Origin of the sequence: Ureibacillus manganicus DSM 26584, assembly GCF_000772945.1 — a bacterium.
Lineage (GTDB): Bacteria > Bacillota > Bacilli > Bacillales_A > Planococcaceae > Ureibacillus > Ureibacillus manganicus.
Map to the genome: position 1 here is coordinate 69,760 of NZ_JPVN01000004.1, position 13,133 is coordinate 82,892.

General features: G+C 37.0%; 17 protein-coding genes and 2 other annotated features. Of the genes, 1 reads left to right on the forward strand and 16 read right to left on the reverse strand.

Translation table 11 applies throughout. The features are described from left to right. Positions 1 to 17: 17 nt before the first annotated feature. The 15 genes from CD29_RS04120 to ispF all read right to left on the reverse strand — a co-directional run bounded on the left by CD29_RS04120 (position 18) and on the right by ispF (position 11,100). Complete coding sequence (locus CD29_RS04120; protein WP_036183191.1) at positions 18 to 620, reverse strand: class I SAM-dependent methyltransferase; 603 nt, start codon at positions 618 to 620, stop codon at positions 18 to 20. Between the two features lie 251 nt (positions 621 to 871). Then, positions 872 to 1,234, reverse strand: a complete 363-nt coding sequence (gene rplL, locus CD29_RS04125; protein ID WP_036183194.1) for a 50S ribosomal protein L7/L12 — start codon at positions 1,232 to 1,234, stop codon at positions 872 to 874. Positions 1,235 to 1,309: 75 nt separating this feature from the next. After that, positions 1,310 to 1,813 carry a 50S ribosomal protein L10 gene (gene rplJ / locus CD29_RS04130; RefSeq protein ID WP_036183197.1) on the reverse strand — a complete coding sequence of 168 codons (504 nt, stop codon included), beginning with the start codon at positions 1,811 to 1,813 and terminating at the stop codon, positions 1,310 to 1,312. Between the two features lie 30 nt (positions 1,814 to 1,843). Continuing rightward, positions 1,844 to 1,985 (reverse strand) — a sequence feature (ribosomal protein L10 leader region). Positions 1,986 to 2,051: 66 nt separating this feature from the next. After that, positions 2,052 to 2,744, reverse strand: coding sequence for a 50S ribosomal protein L1 (gene rplA, locus CD29_RS04135; RefSeq protein WP_036183200.1), 693 nt, complete (start codon positions 2,742 to 2,744; stop codon positions 2,052 to 2,054). A gap of 122 nt (positions 2,745 to 2,866) precedes the next feature. Then, positions 2,867 to 3,292, reverse strand: a complete 426-nt coding sequence (gene rplK / locus CD29_RS04140; RefSeq protein WP_036183202.1) for a 50S ribosomal protein L11 — start codon at positions 3,290 to 3,292, stop codon at positions 2,867 to 2,869. A 180-nt stretch (positions 3,293 to 3,472) separates the two neighbouring features. Further along, complete coding sequence (nusG, locus tag CD29_RS04145) at positions 3,473 to 4,009, reverse strand: transcription termination/antitermination protein NusG (protein ID WP_036183204.1); 537 nt, start codon at positions 4,007 to 4,009, stop codon at positions 3,473 to 3,475. Positions 4,010 to 4,141: 132 nt separating this feature from the next. Beyond that, positions 4,142 to 4,327, reverse strand: coding sequence for a preprotein translocase subunit SecE (gene secE / locus CD29_RS04150; protein ID WP_036183207.1), 186 nt, complete (start codon positions 4,325 to 4,327; stop codon positions 4,142 to 4,144). Between the two features lie 85 nt (positions 4,328 to 4,412). After that, positions 4,413 to 4,559: a 50S ribosomal protein L33 gene (gene rpmG / locus CD29_RS19910; RefSeq protein ID WP_169716157.1), complete on the reverse strand. Its 147-nt coding sequence runs from the start codon at positions 4,557 to 4,559 to the stop codon at positions 4,413 to 4,415. 114 nt (positions 4,560 to 4,673) lie between these two features. After that, positions 4,674 to 5,303, reverse strand: a complete 630-nt coding sequence (gene sigH, locus CD29_RS04155; RefSeq protein ID WP_169716150.1) for an RNA polymerase sporulation sigma factor SigH — start codon at positions 5,301 to 5,303, stop codon at positions 4,674 to 4,676. Between the two features lie 89 nt (positions 5,304 to 5,392). Next, the gene (locus CD29_RS04160; RefSeq protein ID WP_036183211.1) at positions 5,393 to 5,905 is read right to left on the reverse strand and encodes an NYN domain-containing protein; all 513 of its coding nucleotides are present in this window, start codon (positions 5,903 to 5,905) and stop codon (positions 5,393 to 5,395) included. A 5-nt stretch (positions 5,906 to 5,910) separates the two neighbouring features. Continuing rightward, positions 5,911 to 6,666: a 23S rRNA (guanosine(2251)-2'-O)-methyltransferase RlmB gene (rlmB, locus tag CD29_RS04165; RefSeq protein WP_036183213.1), complete on the reverse strand. Its 756-nt coding sequence runs from the start codon at positions 6,664 to 6,666 to the stop codon at positions 5,911 to 5,913. After that, positions 6,663 to 7,082, reverse strand: coding sequence for a Mini-ribonuclease 3 (locus tag CD29_RS04170; RefSeq protein WP_036183215.1), 420 nt, complete (start codon positions 7,080 to 7,082; stop codon positions 6,663 to 6,665). The genes rlmB and CD29_RS04170 overlap by 4 nt, the downstream gene beginning before the upstream one ends. A gap of 3 nt (positions 7,083 to 7,085) precedes the next feature. After that, entirely contained in the window at positions 7,086 to 8,489 is a 1,404-nt protein-coding gene (gene cysS / locus CD29_RS04175) for a cysteine--tRNA ligase (protein WP_036183218.1), read from the reverse strand. A 158-nt stretch (positions 8,490 to 8,647) separates the two neighbouring features. Then, positions 8,648 to 8,868 (reverse strand) — a binding site (T-box leader). A 118-nt stretch (positions 8,869 to 8,986) separates the two neighbouring features. Next, a complete protein-coding gene (gene gltX, locus CD29_RS04180) occupies positions 8,987 to 10,447 on the reverse strand; it encodes a glutamate--tRNA ligase (protein ID WP_036183222.1) in 1,461 nt (486 codons plus the stop codon). A 176-nt stretch (positions 10,448 to 10,623) separates the two neighbouring features. Beyond that, the gene (ispF, locus tag CD29_RS04185; RefSeq protein ID WP_036183531.1) at positions 10,624 to 11,100 is read right to left on the reverse strand and encodes a 2-C-methyl-D-erythritol 2,4-cyclodiphosphate synthase; all 477 of its coding nucleotides are present in this window, start codon (positions 11,098 to 11,100) and stop codon (positions 10,624 to 10,626) included. Positions 11,101 to 11,337: 237 nt separating this feature from the next. Between ispF and CD29_RS04190 the strand changes: the two genes are divergently transcribed. Further along, positions 11,338 to 12,084, forward strand: a complete 747-nt coding sequence (locus CD29_RS04190; RefSeq protein ID WP_036183225.1) for an SDR family NAD(P)-dependent oxidoreductase — start codon at positions 11,338 to 11,340, stop codon at positions 12,082 to 12,084. 245 nt (positions 12,085 to 12,329) lie between these two features. On the opposite strand, the gene ispD is transcribed toward CD29_RS04190, so the two are convergent. Continuing rightward, positions 12,330 to 13,028, reverse strand: coding sequence for a 2-C-methyl-D-erythritol 4-phosphate cytidylyltransferase (gene ispD / locus CD29_RS04195; protein WP_036183229.1), 699 nt, complete (start codon positions 13,026 to 13,028; stop codon positions 12,330 to 12,332). Positions 13,029 to 13,133: the final 105 nt, after the last annotated feature.

The window sequence follows — 13,133 nt, forward strand, 5'->3', positions numbered from 1 at the left end:
TTTTATACAATTCTGCCTTATTTTTTTGCTTTTATTATCCAATAGCCCTTTTTCTTCTCAACTATTTCAACTTCAGCAAATTTTTCTTCTAAATGTGCTACTGTCGATGGTGCACCCTGTTTCTTTTGAATAACAACCCATAACTCCCCATTTGGTACAAGTTTCTCATAAGCTCCATCATAAAACTTAAAAACAACTTCTTTACCAGCTCTTATCGGTGGATTTGTTAGGATTGCGGAAGCTTTCACTTCTTGATCAACAGCTGTTACGCCATCACTTTCAAATATTCGTACATTTTGAATTCCGTTTCTTTCAGCATTCATTTTAGCTAAGTTAATCGCTCTTTCATTGACATCCATCATGTAGACAATACGATTTGGGTATTGTTTTGCCATCGTTAAACCAATAGGTCCATAACCGCAGCCAATATCGAAAATTGCTCCGTCTACCTCTGGCATTTGAAAAGCTTCGATTAAAGTACGGGATCCAAAATCTACTTCGCTTTTACTGAATACGCCACTATCCGTTTCAAATTGAAACGAGTGTCCAAGTAGATTGAAATTCCATTGGCGTGGCTTACTTTCTATTTGAGGCTTTTTTGAATAGTAATGTTCAGACATTTACGCCCTCCTCGGGATAAAGTGAAACTTTCAACTAGTGGAGTCACCCCCACTAATTGATTGTTCAACTAATCTGGGTGTTTGCGACTGCAGTCTCCCATCTACACAAGAGTTTGAGTGACGCATTACGAACGCTTTCACCGGGGGAAATGAAGAAAGCTCGTCAAATACAAGACGAGCTTTTAGGCTTCAAACGTAACATATATATTAATGTTAATCGATTGAAGCCTTAACTTTAATAGAAAAAATTATTATTTAACTTCTACAGAAGCGCCAACTTCTTCAATTTTAGCTTTGATTGTTTCAGCTTCTTCTTTAGATACGCCTTCTTTTAATGCTTTTGGAGCATTGTCAACTAATTCTTTAGCTTCTTTTAAGCCAAGACCAGTTAATTCACGTACTACTTTAATAACTTTAATTTTTTGGTCACCAGCGCTAGCAAGGATTACATCAAATTCAGTTTTTTCTTCTTCAGCAGCTGCACCGCCACCTGCTACTACTGCTACTGGAGCAGCAGCTGTTACACCAAATTCTTCTTCAATTGCTTTTACTAAATCGTTTAATTCAAGAACTGTCATAGTTTTGATAGCTTCTAAGATTTGCTCTTTGCTCATTATTATTTCCTCCTATGGAATGTTTTAGTTTAGGCCGATCGCCTTTTGTTTAATTTAAAGTTTAAGCGCTGTAAATTAAGCACCTTGTTCTTCTTTTTGTTCTGCAACTGCTTTTGTAGCAAGAGCGAAGTTGCGGATTGGCGCTTGAAGTACTGATAAAAGCATAGATAGTAGACCTTCGCGAGATGGAAGTTCTGCAAGAGCTTTAACGTCTTCAGCAGTTGAAACATTACCTTCAATGATACCTGCTTTAATTTCTAAAGCATCGTTCTTTTTAGCGAAATCGTTGATGATTTTCGCTGGAGCTACAACGTCTTCTTTTGAAAACGCAATTGCGTTTGGTCCAGTTAATACAGCGTTGATTCCTTCTACGCCTGCGATTTCAGCAGCACGACGAGTTAAAGTGTTTTTGTAAACTTTGAACTCAACACCAGCTTCACGTAATTGTTTACGTAATTCTGTTACTTGAGCTACTGTTAACCCACGGTAGTCAACTACCACTACTGATGAAGCAGATTGGAATTTCTCAGCGATCTCTTGAACGTGAACTTTTTTAGTTTCGATAGCTGCAATGCTCATTTTGACACCTCCTATTAGAATGTCATTTATACCGACAAAAGAAATGCCTCTACGTCAGTAGACATAGAGGCAGAAAGTCATCATCTTAAAAGAATCTGATTTCCGATGTCCTCGGTAGGATGATTAAGTGTCTTAGCACCCCTACTGTCTACGGTACAAATGGATGATTCACAACAGCATCCATCTTACCAAGGAAGCGGGCTGTTGTCAACTATTTTAAAAAAATAGTTATAATTTATTATTTCACACTAGAAGAATCCACTTTAATAGATGGACCCATAGTAGTTGTTACGTTAACTGATTTCATATAAGTTCCTTTAGCTGCAGCTGGTTTAGCTTTTTGAACTACGTCAAATACAGTAAGGAAGTTTTCTACTAATTTTTGTGTATCAAATGATACTTTACCGATTGGAGCATGGATGATACCAGCTTTGTCAGCACGGTATTCAACTTTACCAGCTTTAATTTCTTGGATTGCTTTAGTTACATCAAAAGTAACTGTTCCTGTTTTAGGGTTTGGCATTAAACCTTTTGGTCCTAATACACGACCAAGTTTACCAACTTCACCCATCATATCAGGTGTAGCAACGATTACATCAAAGTCAAACCAACCTTGTTGGATTTTGTTGATGTACTCAGCATCGCCCACATAGTCAGCTCCAGCTGCTTCTGCTTCTTTAAGTTTTTCACCTTTAGCGAATACTAATACACGTTGAGTTTTACCAGTACCGTTTGGAAGCACTACTGCACCACGGATTTGTTGGTCATTTTTACGAGTATCGATACCAAGTTTGAAAGCAACTTCAACTGTTGCATCAAATTTAACTGAGCTTGTTGCCTTCGCTAAAGCAATAGCTTCTTCAGCTGCATATACTTTAGAGCGGTCAACTAATTTAGCCGCTTCTTGCAGTCTTTTACCTTTTTTTGCCATTATATTTTTCCTCCTTGATTGTGGTTGTAACGGATATTCCTCCCACGAATAGAGGTTGCGAGTCCTAGAGAACTTAACGCAACCTCATTAACAAAAACTTTCTTCATCAAGTGTTTTGGGAATTAGTCTTCGATTGTAATACCCATGCTTCGTGCAGTACCTTCAACCATCAACATAGCAGCTTCAACTGAAGCAGCGTTTAGGTCAGGCATTTTTTGTTCTGCGATTTCGCGAACTTTATCACGTTTAACCGTTGCAACTTTTTTACGGTTTGGTTCACCAGATCCTGATTGGATACCTGCTGCTACTTTAAGTAATACTGCTGCAGGTGGCGTTTTTGTAATGAAAGTGAAAGAACGGTCTTCAAAAACTGTAATTTCAACTGGAATGATTAATCCAGCTTGATCAGCTGTACGAGCATTGAATTCCTTACAGAATCCCATGATATTAACACCTGCTTGACCTAATGCAGGACCAACCGGTGGCGCTGGGTTTGCTTTACCAGCAGGGATTTGAAGTTTTACGATTTTTATAACTTTTTTAGCCACGAGACACACCTCCTTAAGTCCGTGATGTGGTAATTGGGTTGCCCCTCCCACTCAATATCTGTCTGTCAGCTATTTGCCGATAACATTAACAATTTATGCAGACTATTAATTTGACAGTCTGACCTATGAAATGATATCACTTTTAAAATGCATTAGCAAGTAAAAATATAATGAATATAATTATAATTTTTGAACTTGCTCAAAATCAAGTTCCATTTTCGTTTCACGACCGAACATATCAATACTAACTTTAACTTTCCCTTTATCAACATCAACTTCCTCAACTCTACCTTGGAAGTGAGCGAAAGGTCCGTCTAGTACTTCTACACTTTCACCAACTGTAATATCAATTTCCCCAACAGCCTTTTTATCCATACCCATTTGACGTAGTAAATGATCAGCTTCTTCAGGTAACAATGGTGTTGGTTTTGCTCCACCGCCTGAAGAACCTATAAAACCAGTTACCCCTGGAGTATTTCGGACTACATACCATGATTCATCAGTTAAGATCATTTCCACTAAAACGTAGCCTGGGAAAACCTTCCTCATAACTGTACGTTTTTTACCATCCTTCATATCTGTTTCTTCATGTTCAGCAACAATTACACGGAATATATTGTCTTGCATCCCCATAGTTTCAACACGTTTTTCAAGATTTTGCTTCACTCGATTTTCATAGCCAGAATAAGTATGAACTACATACCACTTTTTCTCCATAATCAGCAGGACTAAACGTCCATTCCTCCTTTGCCTACAATGATAGGCGATATACTTTTTTCGATAATTAATGCAAATGAAAAAAACCCGTTAAGCTTTACGGGCCATTTCAAAATATTCATATTAAGAACATTATAACGCAAAGTACCAACGAACTAAACTTGAAATTCCTAAATCTACTAGCATGAAAAATACAGCAAAAAAGACAACAGTTGATACTACTACTACAGTATACTTCGTTAACTCTTTACCTTTTGGCCAGCTAGTTTTTCTCATTTCTGACATTACATTTTGGAAGAATTGTTTTAACTTGCCCATTATAGCTTAACCTCCGAATTACCCGTCTATTCTAAAATTTTACTATCCCAATTAAACCTTCGTGCTTTAAATATATAATCATTAGTTATTTTGTTTGTTTATGAACAGTATGCTCATTACAATGAGAGCAAAACTTTTTCAATTGTAGACGTTTAGTTGAATCAGCTTTTTCAGGAAATGTGTAATTTCTCGATCCACATTTCTCACAGCTCAACACAATCTTATTCACCATAAATGTATCACTCATTTTCGACAGTATGTCTTTTAAAGACTATCACCTAATGAGAATCGTGTCAATATAACGTCTAAATGTAATATACTATGTTTTATAATTTTTTAGAGCAATTTAATTGGGTTGATTTATATCTAAATGTCTCTCTAGTTTACGTTTAACTCTCTGTAAGGCATTATCAATCGATTTTACATGTCGATTCAATTCTTCGGAGATTTCATTATAAGATTGTCCATCCAAATAGAGTGCTAAAACTTGCTGTTCAAGTTCACTTAGGATTTCACCTATTTTCTCCTCTAAGTGTGAGTATTCCTCACGATGAATCATTAGATGTTCCGGATCCTCTGAATCCGAGCCGGTGATCACGTCTAGTAAAGTTCGATCTGACTCTTCATCATAGATTGGTTTATCAAGCGACACATAAGAATTAAGTGGTATATGTTTCTGGCGGGTAGCTGTTTTTATAGCTGTTATAATCTGACGAGTTATACATAATTCTGCAAATGCTCGAAATGATGACAGCTTGTCTCCCTTAAAGTCTCGTATCGATTTATATAAACCTATCATTCCCTCTTGAATAATATCTTCCTTATCAGCACCAATTAAAAAATAGGAACGTGCCTTCGCTTTAACAAACAATCTATATTTTGTGATTAAATAATCTAACGCATCTGTGCTACCCTGATGTACCAATTCAATAAGTTGCTCATCTGTCATATCGTCAAACCTTTGTAATACTTGCATCTGATTGTTCTTTAGCAACGGCTTCACCTCGAAACGCTAAGAGTCGTTTAGAATCAGTATACCGGAATTGGAAAATATAGGTCAATGAGTTATTTCAAACCTCTTCTCCATTTCTCAAATTCTAGTTCAATCTCTTTTGGTAGATTAATTCGACTAGCAGGTCTTACTTCTTTAATTGTTTTAACATTAGATGATATTTGGGATTGTATAATCTGCATTTCTATCTCTAGCTCTCTTGCAGATTTACGAAGTGCTCCTTGTCCAAAAATAACATTCTGTTCTGTCATATCAGAAGTTGCTACATAGATTTGTTTCTTACGCCCTTTTAATTCATTTGTTAGTTTTTCGATTCTTTCATCGGCAGTTTCATTTTTTCGGGTATAAATTACTTCAACAGCATTATGAACATACATTTGTTCCACGCCTGGAACGAGGTGAGCATCGAAGACAACAATGACTCGATAACCCATTGCTGCCTTGTACTCTGCCATTAACTCTATTAATCGATTTCGAGCTTCTTCAAAATCCGAATCACGAAGCGGTCGTAGTTCTTTCCAAGCACCAATCATGTTGTAGCCATCTACAATTAAGATCGTTTGCATGAAGTTTACTTTTCCAACCGTTCTTGTCTTTTTCGATACACTTCATACATTAACAACGCTGCTGCTACAGATGCATTTAAAGATGTGACATGCCCAATCATCGGTAAGTGATATAAAAAATCACACTTATCCTTAAGTAATCGACTCATCCCACGTCCTTCGCTACCGATAATAATGGCAAGCGGTAATGTAGCATCCATCTTGCGATAATCAACAGATCCTTTCGCATCAGTGCCAGCAATCCAAACTCCCTTATCTTTTAATTCATCGACCGTTTGAGCTAAATTCGTTACCCTTACAACAGGGACATGTTCAATAGCACCAGTTGAAGCTTTTGCCACAACCGCTGTTAATCCAACTGCACGTCTTTTAGGTATAATAATTCCATGTACACCAATTGCATCAGCAGTACGCATAATTGACCCAAGATTATGAGGATCCTCTAACTCGTCTAATATTAAGAAGAATGGATCTTCATTTTTTTCTTTAGCAGCGTTAAACAGATCATCTAATTCTGCATAGTCATATGCAGCTACAGATGCTACAATTCCTTGATGGTTGGCGTCTGATAATTGATCAATCTTTTTCTTCGGTACAAATTGCACAAGCACTCCACGTTCACGTGCTAGGTCGAGCACTTCATTGATACCTGTTTTTTTCACGCCTTCAGCTATCCATAATTTATTGATTTCGCGTCCTGAACGAAGCGCCTCTAATACTGGGTTTTTCCCAGCAATCATTTCACCATTTTGCTCTGTCATGTTGTTGCCCCTTTCGACTGTTCGACAATATCAATAGCATAATCAATAATTTCATAAACACGGTCCACTTGTTTTGTTAAGTATAAATAGCCTAAAACTGCCTCAAAACCTGAACTGTTTCGATACGTTTGCACATCAGTATTTTTTGGAACAGATCCAGATTTTGCATTTCTTCCTCTTTTAAAAACTGCAACTTCTTCTTCAGTTAAATAATTTTCTTCAATGAGCTTGTGAACTACCATGGATTGCGCTTTTGCAGATACGTAATGTGTTGCTTCTTTGTGTAAATGATTTGGCTTTGCTCGTCCAATTAGAAGAAGGTGTTCTCGAACTTTTTGTTCAAGAACCGCATCTCCCATATAAGCTAATGCTAAGGCATTTAGCTGCTTGACATCTTCAATTCGCAATTGCGACATATATCATAGACCTCGTTTCCAGCGTGTTCCTTGACGAGTATCTTCTAGAACTATATTCATCGCAAGAAGTTTGTCACGTATTTCATCAGACTTTGCAAAGTCGCGGTTTTTTCTAGCATTGTTTCGTTCTTCTATTAACGCTTCTATTTCATCATCTAGAATGTGGTTTTCCACTTTAAATTGGATTCCAAGTACTTCACCTAGTTGATCAAACGTTTCTATAAACGCCTTTAACACTCGTTCTTCTGTATTGCTTTCATTTAGGTACGTGTTCGCGATACGTGCAAGCTCAAATAAAGCAGAAATTCCATTGGCCGTATTAAAATCATCGTCCATAGCATCTTCAAATTGTTTCTTCACTTCAGCAATTTTTTGCGTCCATTCATCCCCATTATCCAATAAGTCCGTTGTAGTTGTTAATCTATGTTGGACATTCGAATATGCAGTACGTAATCTCTCTAATCCAGACTTCGCTGATTCGACTAAATCTTGAGCGAAGTTAATAGGATGTCTGTAATGAACCGATAACATAAAGAAACGTAAAACTTGTGGATCTAGCTGTTGTCTAATATCGTGAACTAACACGAAATTACCTAGTGATTTTGACATCTTTTCGTTATCAATATTAATATATCCATTGTGCATCCAATAGCGTGCAAAGGTTTTCCCAGTATAAGCTTCTGACTGGGCGATTTCGTTTTCATGGTGCGGGAATGTTAAGTCCTGGCCACCTGCATGGATATCAATTGTGTCACCTAAATGTTCTCTAGCCATAACCGAACATTCAATATGCCAGCCAGGTCGACCTTCTCCCCACGGACTTGACCAGTGAATTTCACCAGGTTTTGCCGCTTTCCACAACGCGAAGTCTAGCGGATCATCTTTCTTCTCCCCAGCTTCAATACGAGCGCCAACTTTTAAGTCATCAATTGATTGGTGGCTTAGCTTACCGTAACCATCAAACTTTCTCGTGCGATAATAAACATCACCTTGTGATTCATAAGCATAATCTTTTTCAATTAACACGCTAATGAATTCAATAATATCATCCATATGGTTTGTCACACGAGGATGTACATCTGCCTTTTTGCAACCAAGAGCTGTAATATCTTCAAAGTAAGCGTTAATAAAACGCTCAGTAAGTTCAGATACTTCCTCACCCATTTCATTCGCTGCTTTAATAATTTTGTCGTCTACATCTGTGAAGTTCGATACATACTTCACATCGTAGCCTTTGTATTGAAAATAACGTCTAACTGTATCGTAAACAATAACAGGACGAGCATTTCCTATATGAATAAAATTATAAACAGTTGGTCCGCAAACATAAATTTTCACTTTTCCTTCTTCGAGTGGTACAAATGGCTCTTTTTGTCTCGATAAAGAGTTGAAAATTTGAATTGTCATGTTAATTTTCCTCCTTTAATGCGATGCATTATTTATTTCATTTAAAACATGAAAAGCTTTTTAGTCGATAATTCCTTATTACAACTTATATACCCTGAATCTTATAATTCCACAACTTCTTTTCATAAAGAAAACGCCCCTATCATTTTAAAGAAAATGACAGAGACGTTTATAAACGCGGTTCCACTCTGATTGAAAGCAACATAGTGCCTTCCACTCAAAAGTCCAATAACGAGGACGATCCGACGTGCCTACTTAGTTTCAGCATCGTGCTCGAAAGGTGCATTTCCGTAAAATAGAGGTTTAGGTCACTCTCAGCCGGTGATGACCCTCTCTTTAAAACATTTTTTACGTACTTCTCCTTCTAATGCGCTTTGTTATATTAATATGATTGAAACAAACACTTGGGAAATGTTATCTCTAACTCCCAGCGTTGCTATTAATTGAACAATTTTGTAAATCCATTTTACCGCAGAGTAGTTAAAAGTCAATTCAAATTAACTGATAAACTTTGCAACACGTTCAATAGCAGTTTCTTTACCGATTAAAGCAATTGCATCTGCTAATTCAGGTCCATGCATTTGACCAGTTGTCACAACTCGAATTGGCATAAATAAGTTTTTCCCTTTATGACCAGTTTCTTTTTGCACTGCTTTAATAGCCGCTTTAATAGAAGCTGCATCAAAGTTCTCAAGCGCTTCTAGTTGAGCTTTAAATGACGTCATCACTTCAGGAATCTGTTCTCCTGCTAATACTTCTTTCGATTCTTCATCATATTCAATTTCATCTTTGAAGAATAGGCTTGATAGTTCCACAATCTCTGCGCCATAGCTCATTTGATTATGATAAAGAGCGATTAAAGCCGTTGCCCAAGCACTTTGTTCTTCAGAAAGCTCCTGTGGAAGTAAACCTGCCTTTTGTAAATGTGGTAAGGAAAGCTCTACTACTTCTTCTAAGGATACTTTTTTAATATATTGGTTATTCATCCATGTTAGTTTATTTTTATCGAACATAGACGGTGATTTAGACAGACGTTTTTCATCAAACATTTCGATAAATTGTTCTTTCGTAAAGATCTCATCTTCACCTTCTGGAGACCAACCAAGTAGTGCAAAGAAGTTGAACATCGCTTCTGGTAAGAACCCTAAATCTTTATATTGAGATACGAATTGGATGATTGATTCATCACGTTTAGATAGCTTTTTATGGTCTTCATTAACGATTAATGTCATATGACCGAACTGTGGATATTCCCAACCAAATGCATCAAAAATCATCATTTGTTTTGGTGTGTTTGATAAATGTTCTTCCCCACGGAATACGTGTGTAATGTCCATGAAGTGATCGTCTAATACAACAGCATAGTTATATGTTGGAATACCATTAGCTTTTACTAATACCCAGTCGCCTATATCTTTTGATTCGAAAGTAACTTCACCACGCACTAAATCTGTGAATTTATAAGTTGTGTTTTCAGGTACACGCATACGAATTGTATGAGGGATTCCAGCTGCTTCTTTTTCAGCTACTTGCTCTTTTGTTAAGTGACGGCATTTCCCATCATAAGTTGGAGCAGCAACACCTTTTGCTCTTTGCGCTTCACGAGAAGCTTCTAATTCTTCTGATGTACAGAAACATTTATAGGCAATTCCGCGCTCTAGTAATTCATCTGCATGTCTTGTATAGATGTCTAAACGCTCCATTTGACGATATGGCGCATAAGGACCACCAATATCAATCGATTCATCTGGGATGATGCCTAACCAACGTAAATTATCCAGCTGAGATGCTTCTCCACCTTCAACATTACGTTCAATATCTGTATCCTCTATGCGTACGATGAATTTCCCGTTATGATGTTTGGCAAATAAATAATTGAATAATGCTGTACGTGCTCCACCAATGTGTAAAAAACCTGTTGGAGATGGCGCATAACGAACGCGAACTTCCTTTGTCATAATTTTAATTGCCTCCTAAATATGTAAAATTGCTTTGTTCATTTTAACACTGTGTAATACGAAATGAAAGTAAACTACAGGGTCTTGAATGTTGCATGAAATAATTCCGAAGTTTTGCACGATAATCCCGAAGTTTTTAGTTGATATTCCCGAACTTCTTGGCAATATCCCCGAACTTACTTTTTAATCAATAAAATTGTTGCCATTGCAGCAATTCCTTCTTCACGTCCAGTAAAGCCTAATTTTTCAGTTGTTGTTGCTTTAACATTTACTTGGGAAGGTTCTGCATTTAATAGTTCTGCAATGCGGTTTCTCATTGGTTCAATGTACGGTGCTAATTTGGGACGTTGTGCCATTATCGTACAGTCCACATTACCAAGTACATACCCTCTTTCTTCAACGATTTTCCAAATGTATTCTAATAATTTCGCACTATCTGCATCCTTAAAAGCAGGGTCTGTGTCTGGAAAATGATGCCCAATATCCCCTTCTCCAATCGCACCTAAAGCAGCATCTGTTACAGTATGCAATAACACATCCGCATCTGAATGTCCTATAAGACCACGATCATGAGGTATAGTTATTCCACCTAAAATTAACGGACGTCCTTCTGCAAATGCATGAACGTCAAATCCTTGTCCAATTCGAAACATAGAAACTGTTGCCAAAATCAATACGAGACTCGGGCAACATTCACCTTCCTTTACATAAAGAAATTTTGTCTTATTTACCACTACATATATTAACATATTTCCAATTCGATTTAATTGTAAGCATTGCTAATAAATTTAACAACTTCGTTTCAAGTAATCTTTTTCTTATTATAAATCCTAGTCACTAGTCTAATACTATTTTAGGGGATACATACGAAAAAGGAGGTTTACTTTTTTATGTTCGATTTACAAGGTAAAGTGGCTATCGTAACTGGTGGTTCATCAGGGATCGGTCTTGCAACAGTTAAAGCTTTTGTAGCAAAGGGTGCAAAGGTTGTATTATCAGATATTAATGTTGAAGCTGGAAAACAACACGCTGCAGCTATTGGTCAATCTGGTGGTGAAGTGACGTTCTTTGAAGCCAACGTTGCTGAAGAAGCTGCGGTTCAGGCATTAGTGAAATTTGCTGTTGATACGTATGGCAAGCTTGATATTATTGTAAATAATGCTGGGATTGGTATTTTAGCTGAGACACACGAACTTACAACCGATGATTATCATAAAGTTATTAAGATAAACCAAGACAGTATATTCTACGGCTCTAAATACGCCATCCAAGAATTTTTGAAAACTGGTAATGGTGGGGCAATCGTGAACGTTGCTTCAATATTAGGAACGGTTGGTCAAGCAGGCGCATTTGCTTATAACGCTTCAAAAGGTGCAGCTAACTTAATGACTAAATCACTTGCTGCAGAATACTCAAACAAAGGTATTCGTACAAATTCCGTCTGTCCAGGATATGTTGAATCAGGTATGGTAAACAAAGCAGCATTAGGAGATTATTATGATAATCTAGTTTCACAACATCCTATTGGGCGCCTTGGCGTACCTGAAGAAATTGCACATGCGATTGTCTTCTTATGTGAAAATGAATTTGTCACTGGCTGTAACCTATTGGTTGATGGTGGATATACATCCGTATAGAAAAATATCAAATTGGCCATCCAATAGAAAATTGTTGGATGGCTTTAATTTTGCTCAATTCGCTCAAGTACGGATTTTGACATACGACATATTTAGAATTATGTGCAATTTGCACTTAATTCCAATTATGTCGTATATCATTTTCGATTAATGGAGAAATTTCAGTTTTTAATTAGGAATAACACTTATATAAATCGATAAAAAAAGAAGGTGGATCATCTCCACCTTTTAATTATAAAAGTTAATTAAAAATTACCTAGCGCCTGGCTCCTTTTTCGTAAGATAGCCTCACCAATAACTAAATCTTCCACTGTCGTCATTTTAATATTATCGTAGCTCGCTTCAACGATATGTACGGGATACCCTAAACGTTCAACAAGCATCGCTTCATCGGTACCTAAAAATCCTACTTTTTCCGCAACATCTTCAGCTTTATACAATATATCAAATTGAAACGCTTGAGGGGTCTGTATCATCCATAAATCATCACGATCTACCGTTTCAACAATGATTCCATCGCGTACTTTTTTCATTGTGTCTTTCGCTCTAACGCCGGCAATGGCTGCACCTTTAACATCGGCACATTCCACAAGACTAGCAATAATATCATTTGTAATAAATGGTCGAGCCGCATCATGTACTAACACAATATCTACTTGTTCCATTTCTTTAATACAAGAATGTACTGAATGTTGTCGTTCTTCGCCACCATTTGGTAATCCCTTTACTTTTGTAATGTGATGTTCGTTTAGCAATCGTTGAATATACTCACGTTCCTCAGGTTTAACAGCTAACCAAATTCCTGTGCAATTGGCATCATTCTGGAATACTTCTAACGTATGGATTAATATTGGTTTATTTTGAAGGATTAGAAACAGCTTGTTTTTCCCAGCACCCATCCTTTTCCCGCTTCCCGCTGCAGGTAGTACAACTTCATAACGCACTATATTTCCACTTCCCATTAGTTTTGCTATATCTTTTTTTACAAATTAATACTACGAATAATTTCACTTTATTGTAGCTGTTGTACTCATACATTCTACAAGAGC